The following is a 16,497-nucleotide window of genomic DNA, read 5'->3' on the forward strand; positions in this document are numbered from 1 at the left end:
TAATAAATACAGTCATTATTATAAATATAGTAATTATTTAAACTATTTAGCCAATACTTCATCAAGCGCTTTTTCAAAACGTTGTACCGCACCGTCGACATCAGTCAATTTATCAAGACCAAATAAACCTAAGCGGAAGGTTTTAAAGTTATCAGGCTCGCCTACTTTTAACGGTACACCAGCAGCGATTTGCATGCCAGCTTCAGCAAAGGCGCTCCCTTTATGCATATCATCGCGGTCGGTATAAGCAACCACGACGCCCGGCGCTTCAAAACCTTTTGCTGCAACGCTCTCAATACCTTTAGCGGCCAATACTTCACGGACGCGCTTACCAAGCTCCCACTGTGCCGCACATAGTTTATCAAAGCCCACTTCTTTGGCCTCATTAACGGTATCGCGGAACTGGCGTAAGCTATCGGTTGGCATCGTTGCATGGTAAGCATGACCGCCATTTTCATAGGCGCGCATGATGTTTAACCACTGTTTTAAATCTAGGCTAAAGCTATCAGACTCGGTGCTGTCTACTTTTTGCACCGCAGCGGCGCTCAGCATGACCAAACCTGCACCCGGTGTGCTGCTCCAGCCCTTTTGCGGCGCGCTAATAAGCACGTCAATGCCCAAGTCTTTCATATCGAGCCAGACGCAACCTGAAGCGATACAGTCAATGACTAATAAGCCGCCAACGCTATGAACAGCCTCGGCCAATGCTTTGATATAGTCTTCTGATAAAATAATGCCAGATGAGGTTTCAACGTGTGGAGCAAAAACCATGGCGGGTTTTTCTGCTTTAATTTTAGCAACGGCTTCATCGATAGCAACTGGAGAAAACGGCTTTGGGGTATCACCTTCTTCACGATTGGCAGTCAATACCGTAGACGACTTGGCAATTTTGCCTTTTTCTAAAATTTGCGTCCAACGATAGCTAAACCAACCGTTACGGATAATCAGGCAATCTTCATCATTGGCCAATTGACGCGCCACAGCTTCCATCCCATACGTACCAGAACCAGGAACGATAGCAACGGCATCAGCGTTATAGACTGATTTTAAGTCGCTAGATAAGTCGTTCATGACTTGCTGAAAGACTTTTGACATGTGGTTTAGGGCACGGTCAGTATAGACCACTGAGTATTCTAATAAGCCGTTTGGATCAATATCTTGACGTAATGCAGTCATAGGACGCTCCTAGTATAATAAGAGAAAATTTGGTTACTGAGTTTTGGGCATGGCTGAGATTTTGCCACATCACTGATGTTTTTTGCTCTATCGATTATAGGGGGTAATTTAGCAAAAAACCAACCCGTGTTTAGCAAATCATTTAGCGGCTAGTTAGATAAGTGGTTTGATAAATGGCTTAACGACCGCGATGCGCCTCTTGTAATCCCGACACCACAAAATCTAGCAACTCATTATCCCCTTCACGGGCCGCTTTACGCATCAGCTTAGACGGTGCATGGGTCAGCGTCTGGGTTAAACGTCGCGACAGTTCAATGAGAATATCCTCAGGGCTGGCATTATCCTGTTGCAGCTTAGCAATGGACTCATGCAGCAGTTTATCGACTTGGTCATGGGTGCGCGCGCGATACTGCTGAATATCTTTGCCGACTTGGCGCACTTGAAAGCGTCGATCCATCTCAACGACCAATTGACTGACGAGCAGCTCAGCATCGACCGCCGCTTGCCTGCGCTGCTCAATATTACCGGCAATCACGTGTTGCAAATCATCGACAGAATACAGATAAACATCATCGATACGGCTAATGGTCGAATCAATATCGCGCGGCACCGCCAAGTCAATCATCAGCATCGGCTGATAGCGACGGCTTTTAAGCGCGCGCAAGGTCATGGTTTTATCAATCAGCACATCCATGCTGCCACTACAGCTACTGACAATATCGGCTTCTGCCAATACTTGCGGCAATTCTTGTAGCGCTCTCACCTCTATAATGCGATCAGGTCGACGCAATTCAGCGGCCAATGCTTCAGCACGCTCAGGATTACGGTTACAAATAATAACCCGACCGACCCCAAGCCCTGCAATATGAGTCGCCACCAAGCGATTCATCTCGCCTGCTGCGACGACTAATAAGGTACGACTGGGCAAATCGTCAAATATTTGCGTGACCAATTTAGCAGCGGCATAGCTAAGGGATACCGCTTGAGCGCCCACTTGGGTCTCGTTACGCACGCGTTTGGCGGCGGCAAATACTTGATCGACAATCCAGCCGAGCTGGTTGCTTAGGGCCTTTTGATCCTGCGCCAAATGCACAGAGCGCTTGATTTGACCAAGTATCTGCGGCTCACCCAATATCATCGAGTCAAGACCAGCGGCGACTCTGAGCCAATGGGTCAATGCATGAGTATCACGGTGCACATAAAGATAAGGGTCAATCTCATCTAAAGACAACTGCTTAAAATCCGCCAGCCATGTTTTGATTTTTAGAATATGGGCGCTGATAGCCGCTGAAGCAGTCTGCGTAGCGACTGCATTATTGCTGGCAATAGTAGCAACTTGCGGCTCTGCTAAATGTCCGCCTGATTCTGGCGGTAATGAGATTTGCGGGACGAGCGCATAAATCTCAGTACGGTTACAAGTAGAGACAATGACGCTACCATCGGTAAAGCGCTCTAGCTGTTTAAGGGCGATATTCACATCGTCACCAACAAGCGCCAAGCGCTCTCGTAGAGCGACTGGTGCGGTTTTGTGATTGACCCCAATGACCACTAATCTCATTATTGATAGACCATAAATATAACGTTTACCTGCCAGCCAAACGCTCTTAGAATGTTAAGAAATCCTATTCAATCAGCAGTGCTAAAAAACAGCTTTTCACAGACAGCGCTTGATAAACTGCCTTTGATAAACCACGCGTACGATAGACACAGTGTAAACGCCTAAAAAGCGCTTATTATATCATTATTGCCAGCTTTATTTAACAGGCAACGCTTGGCGATGGTATTTGTCTGTATCTGGGCATGGCCGCGATAAATCAACTGCTATGACGGCTTTTCAAGTAAATGCTGCTAAATAGCTAAGTTTAAAGAACACTAGTAGTGTTCATCTTGTTTATTAGCAATGACTGGCAGCAATGGCTAGCAATGACCGGCGGTGATGACTATCAACAACGGGTTATTCAATAATTGAGTGATTGCCGCCAACTTAGGATAATTTAGCAGTTACTTAATCCTCTAAATATTGCTAATATCTGAGTAACACGGACGCTATTGTTTATCCCCTCAATCTACTCTTATAATGCTAGTGACAGGTTTTCTTCGCAGCTATTTCTAAAATAATAACAATAAAATCACCTTGTTATGCTGCAAACGATTTGACGGGTAAATAATGGGTAACCACTGCTAGCTATGATTTTTTTTGGCTCATCCTTTAGATTGCAACCTATGCATCATGATCAGTCTCGCCTGCGCGCTTTACTGCACGCTATTATTGAGCGGCTATGCCAGCGCCATCAGCTAACTTTATCGTTGGCCGTTTGCTTATGCCTAGGATTACCTACCCACGCCAAATATATCAGCCCCTCACTACATATCAGCTCCTATGACATCTCTGCCGTCGTCGCCAGTGATGCCAATACTAATAATGTAAATATTAGTGATGTAAACATTAATGATGCTAGTAGTGAAAATTCTATTAATACTCCTGCTTATAACACGCTTACCAAGCAATCATTTAATCAACAGCCACAAACCACTGAAAACGTGGCTAATGTCAACAGTCTAGCACCGACAAGCGGCGGGCAAGTGACGCTTAGCGAGCCAAGTCTGTACGCGCTTTTAGATGCAGAGTTTGCCGCAGATCGCGATGATACCGAGCGCGCGCTGACCATCTATAAGCAGCAGTCTTTTAAGCAAGATGCGACGGCGGTATTTGAGCGCGCGCTAAGCCTATCTTTACGTAATGAGAGTGTTGAGGATTCGCTGCGCTTTGCCAAAACTTGGCAAGACCAAAACCCCGACCACGTGCCCGCGTGGTTTTATGTGGCGCACTTAGCCTTGCGCGCTCATGATTATGAATTGGCAGGCGAAAGCCTGAATCGTATTTTAAGCTATGATCCGCGTGCCGATCTTAGCGAAATTCTGATTGGCATTTATCCTAGTACTGATGAAGACAAACGCGAATTACTTGCTGCCCTGCAACCTATCGATAGTGAGCAAAACGCTTCTTTGTCAGTGTTAAAAGCCGGTTTGCTGTATCAGTTTAATGAGCCTGAGGTTGCCATTGTCCATATCGATCGCGCTTTAGCCCGTCAACCTGATTATGTGCCTTTCATTACTTTAAGAGCCGATATATTGCGCAAGACTGAGCCATCAGAGGCAGTCATTCACTATATTAGCCAAGCCCGCCTACGTAATCCTGATAGCAAGAGCTTATATTTATATGAGATTCGCTACTTACTTGATTTAAAACAAAGCGAGCAGGCTTGGCAGCTGTTACTTGACGCCCATGAGCGCTTTGTCGATGATGAAGAGATTACCTTGCTGGCCGCACTGGTCAGCTTAGACGTTGAAGAGTACGCCAGCGCTGATCAGCTACTCAATATGTTGGCCAAAAGTCCGGCTTACCTTGACCAAGCCTACTACTATCTTGGTATCAGTGCCGAGCGCCAGCAGCGCTTTGAGCAAGCAAAGCACTATCTCAATGGCGTCATGCAAGAGGACTTGGTATTAGAAGCGCGTCGAAAAGTGGTTTCGTTTGAGCTGCTCAATGATGACGTCGAGGCAGCCATCGCAACTTTAGAGAAGCTGCGTAAAGACTTTAGCGTCTTCGCCCCTGACAGCTTTGTGATGCAAGCGGATATCTTATGGCAGCAAAACGAAGCCGATGAAGCGCTACGGTTATTAACGCGTGCTGCTCGCAAATATCCTAATAATGAGATGCTGCTATTTGCCCGCGTCCAACTCCTTGATGACAAAAACGATTATATCGTTAAGCGTACTTTGCTCAATCACTTGCAAGCGCTTGACCCGACCAATCTCTCCTATCAGCTTAGTTACGCGCAGCTATTGCTAGCCAATGAGCGCAGCTCTGAGCAAGGTTTAGCGCTGGCAACGTCTATTATCCAAATCCGTTATGATGACCCGCGCTATGACAATGAGCTGCATCTGCAAGCACTCAACATACTGGCAGCAGATGCTTTAGCGACCGAGGAATACCAGCAGGTCATCGACTATCTACAAACGCCGTATGACGTCTTCCCGACCCTACGTTCAGGTACGCTGTTACTACGCGCTTATCAAGGTTTGGGCAATAATGAAAAAGTCGAAGCATTACTGGCAGATTTACAACAGCGCTTCTCATTTGGTCAACGCAATATCAACGACCGGATACAGCTTTATTAATGCGTTTTTTGCTTAAAACTTATTTAATACTCATCATAAAATGCGCATAAAAATAAAAAACGCTTGCCATAAAAGCTACAAGTCAGTTATAAGAAATGAACAGCCGCGCATCAGCGAGTAACAAATAACGCTTAAGCTAAGCTCTGTTCTACAAAACAATTTCTAAATATCAAAACATTGATTTTGTAGATTTGTCACTTTTGAGGAATAACCATGACCGTATTAAAAAAAAGCCAGCCAACTAAACTGGTGCTATTCACCGCTTTAACCACCGCGCTTATGATTACCTCTGGCTGCCAGTCATTAAAAACCGCCAATGCTACCAATCAGCCTATTGGCACGGTACAAGAACAACCAAAAAAACTTGAGAGCTTTAATATCACGGGCAAAATCGGGGTCACAACCCCTAGTAAGGACAATTCAGGAAACCAAGGCGGTAGTGCGTTTTATGCATGGGGTCAACAAAATGACCGTTTTGCTATCGAATTGATTGGTGCGCTTGGCATTGGCAAAACCAATATCGAATATAATGGTCAGTCGGCGACTTTAGTCAGTGAAAAAACCGGTACTTTAACCGCCGATGACCCTGAAACTTTGCTCAAAAAAGCCACAGGCTGGCAGGCGCCGATTTCGCAAATGCCGTATTGGATATCGGGTCGCCCAGCGCCTTCAGACAGCGCGCCACAGCTTGATGACCAAAACCGTTTGATTAGCTCGGTCAATGGTGAATGGCAAGCGAACTTTAGTTATAAAGGTAACGACAAATTGCCAAATAAAATCAGTGCGATGCAGTCACAAGGCAATAAAGTGGTGATGACCATCGATCATCAAAAACAATAGTAATACGCAGAAAGCAGAATACATTGTGATATTTACGAACAATTCATAAAGACATTTATTTATGACTGAACGCCCCACAACAACATCGGTTATCACGCGCTTATCACCGGCAAAGATTAATTTATTTTTGCATATCACCGGTAAGCGCATTGATGGCTATCATAATCTGCAAACCGTCTTTCGCCTGCTCAACTGGGGCGATTATCTGCATTTTACGCTTGTAGACGACGCAGCATTTTCTATTATAGATAAGCTATTAGACGCTGATAAGCTATGTCATCAGCTTCTTACCCTTTCTGGTGCGGACACCATAACCAGCAGTATCAATGATAATCTGATTTTTAAAGCTGCTAGTGCGTTATTAGTATTTGCTATCCAAGCAAACAGACTACCTAAGCAACTAGCGCCAGTACAAATCACCTTAGATAAACACCTACCGATGGGTGCAGGCTTGGGCGGTGGCTCATCCAATGCGGCAACGACCTTATTAGTCTTAAATGAGATTTGGCAGCTTAACATTACTAAAAATGAGCTGATAAAAATCGCTGCTACTATCGGCGCCGATGTGCCGATATTTATCTTTGGGCAAGATGCGATTGCCATGGGTATTGGCGAGGAGCTGACAGCCATTGATTTGCCAGAACAGCAGTATTTAGTGTTAACGCCTAATGCGCATGTGAGTACTGCTCAGCTGTTCACCCATCCACAACTACAACGAGATATCGCCCCGCTATCGATTGCAACCATTCAAAGCCAGTGCAATGAGTATGTGCAACATTTGAACTCGCCTTATCAAAATGTCTTTACGCCAGTAGTCACCAGTCTCGCTCCTGCTGTCGATGAAGCGTTACGTTATTTACAAGGGTTAGAGTCACAAGCATTGGGCACAGCACGCATGACTGGCTCTGGTAGCGCAGTGTTTTTGCCATTGGATACGAGTGTCACGACTGATAAAGCGCTGTTGGCAAAATGGATTAAAGATGCGCCTTGTGCAGGCTATCTGGTGAGGAATTTATAAAATGGACGTGCCCTACTCAAACTCTCAAATAAGTTGCTATTAATATGAACCATTCATATCTAAATAAGAATCTAATAGCCGCCACCGTTTTTATTTGCTTATCATCAAGTTTGACTGGGTGTACATTACTATCTAAATCTCAAGATGAGTCTAATGCTAATCGCTTATCCGATAAAATAACTTTGCCACAACAGCCAGACATAAAAGCAAAAGACAACCCTCGAAATGTAGAGGTTTCTCAGCAGGATTCCAAGGTCAGCTCGCCTACTGAACTATTCACTTATGCTGCTACTCTATCAATGCGCGAGATCAATTTTGTTTTCAAAGGTAAATACGTTATCAAAAATAACTGCTTATACTTTGTCAAAAATGATAATGAGTATCTTAGCCCTATTTTTTATCCCGATAGAGCCATTCTTTTTGAAAATGAACAAGCCATTTCTCTAAATGGAACTAAAGTTAAGCTCGGTGAGGAGGTTATCACTAGCGGTATAATTAAAGAGCAAATAGGTAGTTACTATTTACGAAAAGGGGATATTGTCATTGAAGACCCAGAGAATACAGCTTGTTTGACAGAACCTGCAATATTTATGAGTGGTAGAGTGGTCAATCCTCTCGTCTAAAAGAAAGTCGCACAGCATCAGCTTACGATTGACAAACTTAATAAAAAACCTCTATTCACTACAATAGTAGCTATGCAACTCAGGCTAATTCACTTACTTTCGAATAAAAGCCATAAAAACACCTAAAGACCTTGCATATTCTGAAAACTTATTTATAATAGGTCGCCTCAATAGGGGTATAGCCAAGTTGGTAAGGCATCAGGTTTTGATCCTGACATCCGTTGGTTCGAGTCCAGCTACCCCTGCCATTTTTAAGCTCAAAGCGTTTGATAGGTAGTTATTATAAGCAGTGTTTAAATAAACGCTTATTTTATTGACATTGACAACGTTATCCCAGTTTCGGTATAGTTCGCAATGAACACCGTTAGGGAAAAGTTATGTTGTAGACGGTTTATCCGTTTATAAAATAACGAACAGGTCGTGACGCTATTCTAAGCGTAATTTTATTTAAAGTTGCTATTAGATATCGACGTACACAGCCTAGACATTACAGGGGTATAGCCAAGTTGGTAAGGCATCAGGTTTTGATCCTGACATCCGTTGGTTCGAGTCCAGCTACCCCTGCCATTTTTTACTGTAATAGTAGTCATCAATACTTTTCAATACTCTTTTCTTAATTTGAGCAGTTTGACACTGCTTAGCGGTCGCTGCTTGAGTCAATCAATAGGACTTCTGTCATGCCTTATTTGGCGATTTTTACGGGTAATGCTCACCCTGAATTAGCAAAAACCGTAGCCGATCATCTTCATATACCTCTTGGTAAAGCTGACATCACGCGTTTTTCTGATGGCGAAATTGCCGTGGAAATCAAAGAACACGTACGCGGTAAAGACGTGTTTATCATGCAGCCTACTTGTGCACCGACCAACGACAATTTGATGGAAATCATGATGATGGCCGACGCCTTGCGTCGTTCTAGTGCTGGCCGTATCACCGCTGTCATGCCTTACTTCGGTTATGCCCGTCAAGACCGTCGTCCGCGTTCAGCTCGTGTACCTATCTCTGCTAAAGTCGTCGCTGACATGCTAAACATCGTCAGTATCGATCGCGTCATGACCGTTGATTTGCACTCAGATCAGATTCAGGGCTTCTTTGATATCCCAGTCGATAACATCTACGGTACCCCTGTATTATTGAACGATCTTAAAAAACAAGATTATGACAACATCATGGTGGTTTCACCTGACGTTGGTGGTGTGGTGCGTGCGCGTGCCATGGCTAAGCAATTGGGCGATACAGATATGGCGATTATTGATAAACGCCGTGCCCGTGCCAATGAGTCACAAGTGATGCATATCATCGGTGATGTTCGTGACCGTGATTGCGTCATCGTTGACGATATGGTCGATACCGCAGGTACGTTATGCAAAGCCGCTGAAGCACTAAAAGCAAACGGCGCGCGCCGCGTATTGGCTTATATTACCCACCCTGTCCTATCGGGTAATGCGCTGAAAAACATCAGCGAATCGGCATTGGATGAGATTGTGGTTACTGATACCATCCCATTGTCTGACGCTGCTAAAGCCTGTAGCAAAATTCGTCAAGTGAGCATCGCACCGATGCTGGCTGAAAGCTTACGCCGTATCAATAACGAAGAATCAATCAGCGCCATGTTTGATGCCTAGTTGACGCTTAAGATTTTCTGCTGCTAGAAAAAGCGCTAAGTTTTATTACTTGGCGCTTTTTTTTATATCCTAATTTTGAGCGGCTTTGATACGTAGGCTTTGTCTTTATAAGCACAGCAAGCAAGAAAAACCTATTTCCGTAGCGCTTTATAACTTTTATCTTTCTTTTATTTATAATTGACTATAGTTTTCTGCCGAGGCGTTTTATATAGCCATTTCACGTAGGTCTTTATTATTACTACAAAAGCACGTATAATGCGCGCCTGTACTGACCGTTTTTTATGATTTAAGACAGTCGGTATACTTAAAAGTGCTGATCACGCTAAAAACCCATAACTTTCCTCATTACTATGATGCTGAAAATTGGTTATTAGCGAATGGCTTAAGAGAATAGTGGTTGATTTTAATTAACGCTTATTTCTTTTAGCTATCATCACCCATTAGTGGATTGGTCGCAAATCCACTTTTTTATGACCAGACACTTCCTCATTCTTTTTATAGGATTATATCCATGAGCATTAATCATTTTGAATTAAACGCAGTTGATCGTTCTGCTGAGCTACAAGGTAAAGGTGCGAGCCGCCGCCTACGTAAGCAGAACCTAGTTCCTGCTATCATCTATGGTGGTAACGAAGAGCCAGCCGCTATCTCTATCAAAATCAACGAGCTAGTAAAATCTCTTGAATTTGAAGCGTTCTTCTCACACATTTTGACGCTAAATGTAGATGGCGAAGCACATCAAGTGGTTATCAAAGACCTACAACGCCATCCAGCTAAAGGCTTCCCAATGCATGCTGATTTCCAGCGCGTTGTGAAAGGTCAGAAAATCAACATGAACGTTCCACTACATTTTGCTGGTCGTGAAGAAGCGCCTGGTACTAAAGCTGGCGGTGTTCTATCTACGCTAGTGACTGATATCGAAATCGTTTGCCTACCATCACAACTACCTGAATACTTAGAAGTTGACGTATCAGGCATGGAAATCGGTGATCTATTCCGTCTATCAGACATCAAACTACCTGAAGGCGTTATCATCTTTGATCTTGACATGGAAGATGCACACGACCGTACTATCGTTAACATGCAGCCACCAACTGTTGAAGAAGTTGACGAAGACGCTACAGAAGTTGATGCCGCTGACGTACCTGCGACTGAGCAAGCTACTGAAAACAAAGACGGCGAATAATAAACCACCGTTACATAGAGACTGCAATCTAGCGTTTACTATGTAATACAAGGTTCGTTTAGTCAAAAAAATAGCAGGTGATGAATATCTCCTGCTGTTTTTGTAAGTAAGGTTTGAAAAATAACAGTTGTGCTATCAATAAATAGCATCATCACAAACCTTACCACTCATTTATTAAATTTAAGCAGGGTGTTTTTATGGCCATAAAGCTTATTGTCGGTCTTGGTAATCCTGGTCAGCAGTATATGTTTACGCGTCATAATGCAGGATTTTGGTTCGTGCATCATTTGGCTCAGCAGTTTAATATCGCCCTCGCCCCTGACAAAAAATTCCACGGGGTGACAGGACGTGGGCAAATTCATGGTCATGACGTGCGTCTGCTGATGCCACTAACCTTTATGAATAAATCCGGTCAGTCAGTGGTGCCGATGGTTAATTTTTATGGCATTAAAAATGATGAATTGCTGATTGCCCATGATGAGCTCGATATTCCAGCCGGCAGCATCAAGCTCAAAACCGATGGCGGTCATGGCGGTCATAATGGTCTACGTGATATCACGCCGCATATAGGCAACGACTTTCATCGTCTACGTGTCGGCATTGGTCATCCTGGTCATAAGTCTAAAGTCAGCGGTCACGTGTTATCGAAAGCATCTCCCGATGAGCAAATCGCCATTGATAGTGCCTTAAGTGCTGCTTTTGATGCCTTGCCATTGCTATTAGATGGCGATATTGAAAAAGCGCGTTCACAGATTAATGGCTTTAAAGTACCGGAATAAGCTGCCGTTATTTGCATTACTTTAAGTCATTTAAATTACTAACACGTAAATTTAGCAGTGACTTTTAGGCAAATAACTTTTATTCTAGCAACCTTGTCCCCATTAAGCTTTTGATTTGACTCATTTATATCAGTTACCCTAAGGAAGCAACCTATGCTACTTAACATGCTCAAGTGCAAATTACATCGCGCCCGTGTTACTCATGCTGAGCTGCACTACGAAGGCTCATGCGGTATCGACGGTGACTTACTCGACCTTGCTGGTCTACGCGAAAACGAATCTATCGACATCTATAATGTCACCAACGGCAAACGCTTTCGCACCTATGCGATTCGCGCTGAAGCGGGCTCTGGTATTATCTCGTTAAATGGTGCCGCCGCCCATATGGCAGATTTAGGCGATATCGTCATCATCTGTGCTTATGCCCATTTTGATGAAGTAGAAGCCGCAACTTATCAGCCAAAGCTGGTTTATTGCAACGAAGACAATACCGTCAAAGACACTGCCAATATCATTCCGGTACAAGTGGCTTAATAACTATTGATGTTAAGGTGTTTATTTTCACAAAAACACGCTTAACGCTAATAAATAGCAGATGGTTAGCTACGTAAATACGGTATTTTAATAAGAAAGCCGAATCTAAATAGGATTCGGCTTTTTTTACATTTATTTATTCATTTATCCATTTATAAGAAAGGAAATTACTGATGTGGTTGGCGGTTGTTGCAGTATTGCTTGGTTTGGCAATTTTGGTTTGGAGCGCGGATGTTTTTATTGATGGTGCGACCGCACTGGCAAAAAAGCTAAATGTGCCAAGTTTTTTGATTGGGGTGATTATTTTAGGGCTTGGCACTTCTGCCCCTGAAATGGTGGTATCAGTATTAGCCGCAATAGAAGGCAGCCCTGAGTTGGCATTAGGTAACGCTTACGGCTCAAATATCATCAATATCGCTTTGGTATTGGGTGCAACGGTACTGATAAGCCCCATTATCATCCATAAAGGCATCGTCAAGCGTGATCTACCGATACTGGTAGCGATTACTGCTCTGGCGGCGTGGCAGCTGCGTGACGGGCTACTAAGCTTTAATGATGGATTGGTGCTGTTGGCGTTGCTGGTGGTGGTTTTGACTATTCAAATCGTGATGAGCTTACGTGAAGGCAGCTCAAAACACGTAGATGAAATCAGTCACGGTAATATCGTAGATAGTGAGACATTAGAAAGCCAAGCAGAAAAATTAGATAATACTGAACCCAGTTTAATACGGGGTTTGGGTGGGCTATTTCTTGGATTATTGATGTTGGTTGCCAGCTCGCGGGCGATTGTTTGGGGTGCGGTTGAATTGGCGACTTTTTGGGGATTGAGTGAGCTGATTATTGGCTTGACCATCGTCGCTATCGGGACGTCATTGCCTGAACTGGTCGCAAGCTTATCCGCCGCTCGTAAAGGCGAGCATGATATGGCATTGGGCAATATTATTGGCTCTAATATCTTTAATACCTTGGGCGTTGTTGGGCTTGCAACACTCATTGCACCAATTACAGCCAATCCAATCATCTTATCGCGTGATGTGCTGACGATGGGCGTCATCACCTTATTGCTTGTCGTTTTATCTCTCTTTGCCTTTATCAGCAAACGCCCATTTGGTCGCACATCTGGCGCAACGCTGATGCTATTCTTTGTCGGCTATACACTATGGCTGATGCAAACTGCTAATCTGTAAAGCCGTTTGATTTTATAACCTTTTAACGTTAAAGCCTCTTAACGTTAAAAGCTCTTAACACTAAAGATTTTAAATACTGAGCATCTTATTTATTGGCTTTGCGATTTCTAATCACCCGCCATAACCCTTCATTCTCAGTTTTTGGCATTTTTAAGGTGATGGTATTCGAGAGCATGTCTTGTACCGCAAGACCGCGACGATTAAACAGACAAAAGGCATAGTTAAAAATAAAGCCCAAAAAGGCACTGGTCAATAAGATAGCCCGTGAGCCACCGATGACACTACCAATAAGGCCAAATATCAGCGGCATAAGACTTGCGGCCAAGATACGCTTAAACGACTGTCCCCACGTTAGTAGGTGACCGCTGTTATTGACCGTTTTTAAGCGCCACGTTTGCATGCCTAATGTTTGCCCGCCGCGCCGCCAAAACAATCCATAGAAGCCCACTAGCGTCAGTATAAATGACGGTGTCATTATGGCATTCTGATACCACGTCGGCAGCGATCTGGCTTGTTGCGATTGCGTGCCCGTCTCCATCGTCAATAGCGTACCAATCACGGTCAGTATGGTCCCGACCAAAAACAATAAAGCCAAAATCAACATACCATCATAAAGAATAGCCGCCAAGCGCGTGCCAGGTTTGGCAACCATCGCTTCTTCAACGACAGAGGTTTGATGCGCTGATTGTTTGCGTGGCGATTTTGCTTTAGTAGCAGCTTTTGGTGACGATTTTGACATGATACAAGCCCATAACAAGCGGAAAATAGAGCGCTCATTGTACCGTAATTCAGGCACTTAGCGTACATTATGATAAGACAACACTTCTGATGCAAAAGGCTGTTGACTGAAACTTAGAAGGAAGGGAGCAAATTGAGGTAGAAGCTCATTAAAATAGCAACTCTACAAAAACGACAGACATAAAAAAATCGCCAAATTGTCATAAGACAGGCGATTGATTTAGTTTTAGCTTAATAGTTACATGAACAAATAAGCTGGTATGCAAATGGTGCGCTTGGAGAGATTCGAACTCCCGACCCCTTAGTTCGTAGCCAAGTGCTCTATCCAACTGAGCTACAAGCGCGTACTTTGCACATTATCTACTGAATTATTCAAGAACAATTGCAGTAAATTAGGTTGGTCATTATATAGATAATCTCGCTTGTGTCAACATCTTTTTTAGTTAAATTCAAATTATTTTTAAACTTGATACTAAAAAAATCATTAACGCCAATTTCTGCGTTATTACTCTTTATAACAACTGAATAAATGGCGGTGAAGGAGGGATTCGAACCCTCGATACGCTTACACGTATGGTTCCTTAGCAGGGAACTGGTTTCAGCCACTCACCCACTTCACCGAACGATTTAAGACACTTATCGGAATATTCTTATTAAAAAATGCTTTTTAAGCCAAATATCCTTTTAAACACAGTATCGATGCTAATGATACGTCTTATGCCGTGGGCGGTATTATAGCAAAGCCGAAACGAATTGCAAGCGTTGTCTACAGATTTAACCCTACATTTGCCATAATTATCGATTTAAATGGCTTTATTATTTTTTAAGGGTGAAAATCGCCTGATTTAGCCATGAAAAGCCAATTTTATTTTAGGTTTTACTATTGATTAACGAGAATCTAATGGCTATGGCTTTTTGGGCAATGGATGGCTATAGTATTTATGATTCATTGTAGAATAAATAAAAGGAAGGCTTATGCGACCAGTGGTACTGTGTTTTTCAGGATTGGATCCGTCAGGCGGTGCTGGATTACAAGCGGATATCGAGGCGATTGGCCAAGCAGGCGCTCATGCTGCCATCGCTTGTACGGCAATCACCATACAAAACTCGCAGCAAGTATTTGGTTTTGAGGCTTGTGCTGCCGCCTTGCTAGAAGCGCAGGCGACCACAGTGCTCGATGATTTACCTGTGCGCGTGATTAAGTCAGGTATGCTTGGCACCACTGACAATATCGCGATGCTGACGCGTTTATTTGCTGAACAGGTTATCGCAGCTGAGACGCCATTTGTACTCGACCCGGTATTGGTTGCCAATAGCGGCGGTAGCTTAGGTGATGAGCAAACCTTGGTAACGGCTTTTAGAGAGCTGCTCCCCTATGCCACATTAATCACCCCAAATACCCATGAGCTACGGGCTTTAAGCGGTGAGCAAGATTTGCATATCGGTGCGCAAAAACTATGCGCCAAAGGGTGTCATGCGGTATTGGTTAAGACCTCACACGACTTTGATAGCGGTGATATTGAGCAGTATTTATATATCAAAGGCGAGATGGTACATAAAAGTGTTCTGCCACGCCTAAAAGGCGAATTTCATGGCTCTGGCTGCTCATTAGCAAGCTTTATCGCCGGACGCTTAGCAATGGGCGATGCGCTTGTCGAGGCGGTAAAAGCGGCGGATAGTTGGATTACCCAAACGCTGCGTGCCGCTGATGCGCCGCACCCTGATAATGCTAACGCCCAATTGATACCCAATCGTTTTGTAGAATTTTAGAATAATCTATAGATGGTAAATAAAAAAAGGCGCTCTATATTTTATAGAGCGCCTTTTTATTCAGTGTTCGATTTTATACTAACTTTAACTTAATGAATTTAACTTAGCCCACCATTGGCATTTAGCCCAACATTGGCATAAAGCTTGATGCCAATCCACCGATAAATATCTCAAGTAAATAAAAGGCGAAAAAGGCAACCATCGGTGATAAATCAATCATACCTAGGTTTGGCGTAATGCGGCGAAACGGCGCTAAAATTGGCTCCGCTAAATTAACAATAATGCCAATAATCGGATGCTGAGATTGGGTAAACACCACAATCCAGCTGACAATGATAGAACCAATAACGAGATAACGGCACATACGCAAAAAGTCTAATACCAAGCTGATAGTACCAGTAAAAAATAGCGGCACAGGCGCAATGCCTTTATGTGTCAAAGCCGCCTTACCAGAGATATCAATCAGGCGAATTAATAACATCAATACAATGGCAGCAATACTAATACGACCTTGGGCGACGGTTGGGAAAATACGCCCAAAGACATCGACGATATGGGTGGCTTTATAAGCAGGGGCAACCATAGGATTGCTGGCATCCATTCCAGCAAACTGCAGCATAAAACGGATAAACACCAACATCATGGCGAAGGTAGTGACCAAATCAAAAATTTGCAATAACAGGTTGTTCATGAAGTGCTACTCAATGTGACATTATTAACGGGATTTAGGATGACGAATGTCATTATCAGGCATTTTTATGACTTTAAGTTTTTTATGACTTTAAATTTTTATAATTTTAAATAGGGTATCTCATAAATCATGATATACCCTATTTATA

General features: G+C 43.5%; 14 protein-coding genes and 4 tRNA genes. 12 read left to right on the forward strand and 6 right to left on the reverse strand.

All coding sequences use genetic code 11. The annotated features are described in order from the left end of the window. Window positions 1–42 precede the first annotated feature (42 nt). Both ACP7AA_RS07295 and hemA read right to left on the reverse strand, forming a co-directional pair. Window positions 43–1,176 carry an aminotransferase class V-fold PLP-dependent enzyme gene (locus ACP7AA_RS07295; RefSeq protein ID WP_426223101.1) on the reverse strand — a complete coding sequence of 378 codons (1,134 nt, stop codon included), beginning with the start codon at window positions 1,174–1,176 and terminating at the stop codon, window positions 43–45. 178 nt (window positions 1,177–1,354) lie between these two features. Then, window positions 1,355–2,734, reverse strand: coding sequence for a glutamyl-tRNA reductase (gene hemA, locus ACP7AA_RS07300; protein WP_426223102.1), 1,380 nt, complete (start codon window positions 2,732–2,734; stop codon window positions 1,355–1,357). Between the two features lie 665 nt (window positions 2,735–3,399). Here hemA and ACP7AA_RS07305 point away from each other — a divergent pair. From ACP7AA_RS07305 to ACP7AA_RS07355, 11 genes are all read left to right on the forward strand, one after another. Next, window positions 3,400–5,358 (forward strand): tetratricopeptide repeat protein, encoded by a 1,959-nt coding sequence (locus ACP7AA_RS07305; RefSeq protein WP_426223103.1) that lies wholly within the window; start codon window positions 3,400–3,402, stop codon window positions 5,356–5,358. A gap of 213 nt (window positions 5,359–5,571) precedes the next feature. After that, window positions 5,572–6,198 (forward strand): lipoprotein insertase outer membrane protein LolB, encoded by a 627-nt coding sequence (lolB, locus tag ACP7AA_RS07310; protein WP_426223104.1) that lies wholly within the window; start codon window positions 5,572–5,574, stop codon window positions 6,196–6,198. A 61-nt stretch (window positions 6,199–6,259) separates the two neighbouring features. Continuing rightward, window positions 6,260–7,216 carry a 4-(cytidine 5'-diphospho)-2-C-methyl-D-erythritol kinase gene (ispE, locus tag ACP7AA_RS07315; RefSeq protein ID WP_426223105.1) on the forward strand — a complete coding sequence of 319 codons (957 nt, stop codon included), beginning with the start codon at window positions 6,260–6,262 and terminating at the stop codon, window positions 7,214–7,216. 44 nt (window positions 7,217–7,260) lie between these two features. Then, window positions 7,261–7,839: a hypothetical protein gene (locus ACP7AA_RS07320; protein ID WP_298869490.1), complete on the forward strand. Its 579-nt coding sequence runs from the start codon at window positions 7,261–7,263 to the stop codon at window positions 7,837–7,839. Between the two features lie 172 nt (window positions 7,840–8,011). Further along, a tRNA-Gln gene (locus ACP7AA_RS07325) sits at window positions 8,012–8,087 on the forward strand. 243 nt (window positions 8,088–8,330) lie between these two features. Continuing rightward, window positions 8,331–8,406 (forward strand) — tRNA-Gln (locus tag ACP7AA_RS07330). A gap of 110 nt (window positions 8,407–8,516) precedes the next feature. Next, entirely contained in the window at window positions 8,517–9,464 is a 948-nt protein-coding gene (locus ACP7AA_RS07335; RefSeq protein WP_149490452.1) for a ribose-phosphate pyrophosphokinase, read from the forward strand. 511 nt (window positions 9,465–9,975) lie between these two features. After that, window positions 9,976–10,650, forward strand: a complete 675-nt coding sequence (locus tag ACP7AA_RS07340; RefSeq protein ID WP_426223106.1) for a 50S ribosomal protein L25/general stress protein Ctc — start codon at window positions 9,976–9,978, stop codon at window positions 10,648–10,650. Window positions 10,651–10,847: 197 nt separating this feature from the next. Then, window positions 10,848–11,429 carry an aminoacyl-tRNA hydrolase gene (pth, locus tag ACP7AA_RS07345; protein ID WP_201618983.1) on the forward strand — a complete coding sequence of 194 codons (582 nt, stop codon included), beginning with the start codon at window positions 10,848–10,850 and terminating at the stop codon, window positions 11,427–11,429. 153 nt (window positions 11,430–11,582) lie between these two features. After that, window positions 11,583–11,963, forward strand: coding sequence for an aspartate 1-decarboxylase (gene panD / locus ACP7AA_RS07350; protein WP_045443274.1), 381 nt, complete (start codon window positions 11,583–11,585; stop codon window positions 11,961–11,963). A gap of 173 nt (window positions 11,964–12,136) precedes the next feature. Then, a complete protein-coding gene (locus ACP7AA_RS07355; RefSeq protein ID WP_426223107.1) occupies window positions 12,137–13,150 on the forward strand; it encodes a calcium/sodium antiporter in 1,014 nt (337 codons plus the stop codon). 85 nt (window positions 13,151–13,235) lie between these two features. Here ACP7AA_RS07355 and ACP7AA_RS07360 read toward each other — a convergent pair whose 3' ends face one another. The 3 genes from ACP7AA_RS07360 to ACP7AA_RS07370 all read right to left on the reverse strand — a co-directional run bounded on the left by ACP7AA_RS07360 (window position 13,236) and on the right by ACP7AA_RS07370 (window position 14,508). After that, window positions 13,236–13,889, reverse strand: coding sequence for an RDD family protein (locus tag ACP7AA_RS07360; RefSeq protein ID WP_426223108.1), 654 nt, complete (start codon window positions 13,887–13,889; stop codon window positions 13,236–13,238). A 266-nt stretch (window positions 13,890–14,155) separates the two neighbouring features. Beyond that, window positions 14,156–14,232 (reverse strand) — tRNA-Arg (locus ACP7AA_RS07365). A 186-nt stretch (window positions 14,233–14,418) separates the two neighbouring features. Then, window positions 14,419–14,508: transfer RNA gene (locus ACP7AA_RS07370), tRNA-Ser, on the reverse strand. Window positions 14,509–14,863: 355 nt separating this feature from the next. Here ACP7AA_RS07370 and ACP7AA_RS07375 point away from each other — a divergent pair. Further along, a complete protein-coding gene (locus ACP7AA_RS07375) occupies window positions 14,864–15,658 on the forward strand; it encodes a hydroxymethylpyrimidine/phosphomethylpyrimidine kinase (RefSeq protein ID WP_298871504.1) in 795 nt (264 codons plus the stop codon). Between the two features lie 121 nt (window positions 15,659–15,779). Here ACP7AA_RS07375 and ACP7AA_RS07380 read toward each other — a convergent pair whose 3' ends face one another. Continuing rightward, a complete protein-coding gene (locus ACP7AA_RS07380; RefSeq protein ID WP_426223109.1) occupies window positions 15,780–16,349 on the reverse strand; it encodes a YggT family protein in 570 nt (189 codons plus the stop codon). Window positions 16,350–16,497: the final 148 nt, after the last annotated feature.

The sequence above is a fragment of the Psychrobacter sp. DWR1-2-3 genome, from assembly GCF_049896465.1.
Taxonomy (GTDB): Bacteria; Pseudomonadota; Gammaproteobacteria; order Pseudomonadales; family Moraxellaceae; genus Psychrobacter; species Psychrobacter maritimus.

What these genes read in the sequence shown, in the direction of transcription:
- ACP7AA_RS07295 (WP_426223101.1), bottom strand. Translation starts at nt 1,176, where the DNA reads ATGACTGCATTACGTCAAGATATTGATCCAAACGGCTTATTAGAATAC.
- hemA (WP_426223102.1), bottom strand. Translation starts at nt 2,734, where the DNA reads ATGAGATTAGTGGTCATTGGGGTCAATCACAAAACCGCACCAGTCGCT.
- ACP7AA_RS07305 (WP_426223103.1), top strand. Translation starts at nt 3,400, where the DNA reads ATGCATCATGATCAGTCTCGCCTGCGCGCTTTACTGCACGCTATTATT.
- lolB (WP_426223104.1), top strand. Translation starts at nt 5,572, where the DNA reads ATGACCGTATTAAAAAAAAGCCAGCCAACTAAACTGGTGCTATTCACC.
- ispE (WP_426223105.1), top strand. Translation starts at nt 6,260, where the DNA reads ATGACTGAACGCCCCACAACAACATCGGTTATCACGCGCTTATCACCG.
- ACP7AA_RS07320 (WP_298869490.1), top strand. Translation starts at nt 7,261, where the DNA reads ATGAACCATTCATATCTAAATAAGAATCTAATAGCCGCCACCGTTTTT.
- ACP7AA_RS07335 (WP_149490452.1), top strand. Translation starts at nt 8,517, where the DNA reads ATGCCTTATTTGGCGATTTTTACGGGTAATGCTCACCCTGAATTAGCA.
- ACP7AA_RS07340 (WP_426223106.1), top strand. Translation starts at nt 9,976, where the DNA reads ATGAGCATTAATCATTTTGAATTAAACGCAGTTGATCGTTCTGCTGAG.
- pth (WP_201618983.1), top strand. Translation starts at nt 10,848, where the DNA reads ATGGCCATAAAGCTTATTGTCGGTCTTGGTAATCCTGGTCAGCAGTAT.
- panD (WP_045443274.1), top strand. Translation starts at nt 11,583, where the DNA reads ATGCTACTTAACATGCTCAAGTGCAAATTACATCGCGCCCGTGTTACT.
- ACP7AA_RS07355 (WP_426223107.1), top strand. Translation starts at nt 12,137, where the DNA reads ATGTGGTTGGCGGTTGTTGCAGTATTGCTTGGTTTGGCAATTTTGGTT.
- ACP7AA_RS07360 (WP_426223108.1), bottom strand. Translation starts at nt 13,889, where the DNA reads ATGTCAAAATCGTCACCAAAAGCTGCTACTAAAGCAAAATCGCCACGC.
- ACP7AA_RS07375 (WP_298871504.1), top strand. Translation starts at nt 14,864, where the DNA reads ATGCGACCAGTGGTACTGTGTTTTTCAGGATTGGATCCGTCAGGCGGT.
- ACP7AA_RS07380 (WP_426223109.1), bottom strand. Translation starts at nt 16,349, where the DNA reads ATGAACAACCTGTTATTGCAAATTTTTGATTTGGTCACTACCTTCGCC.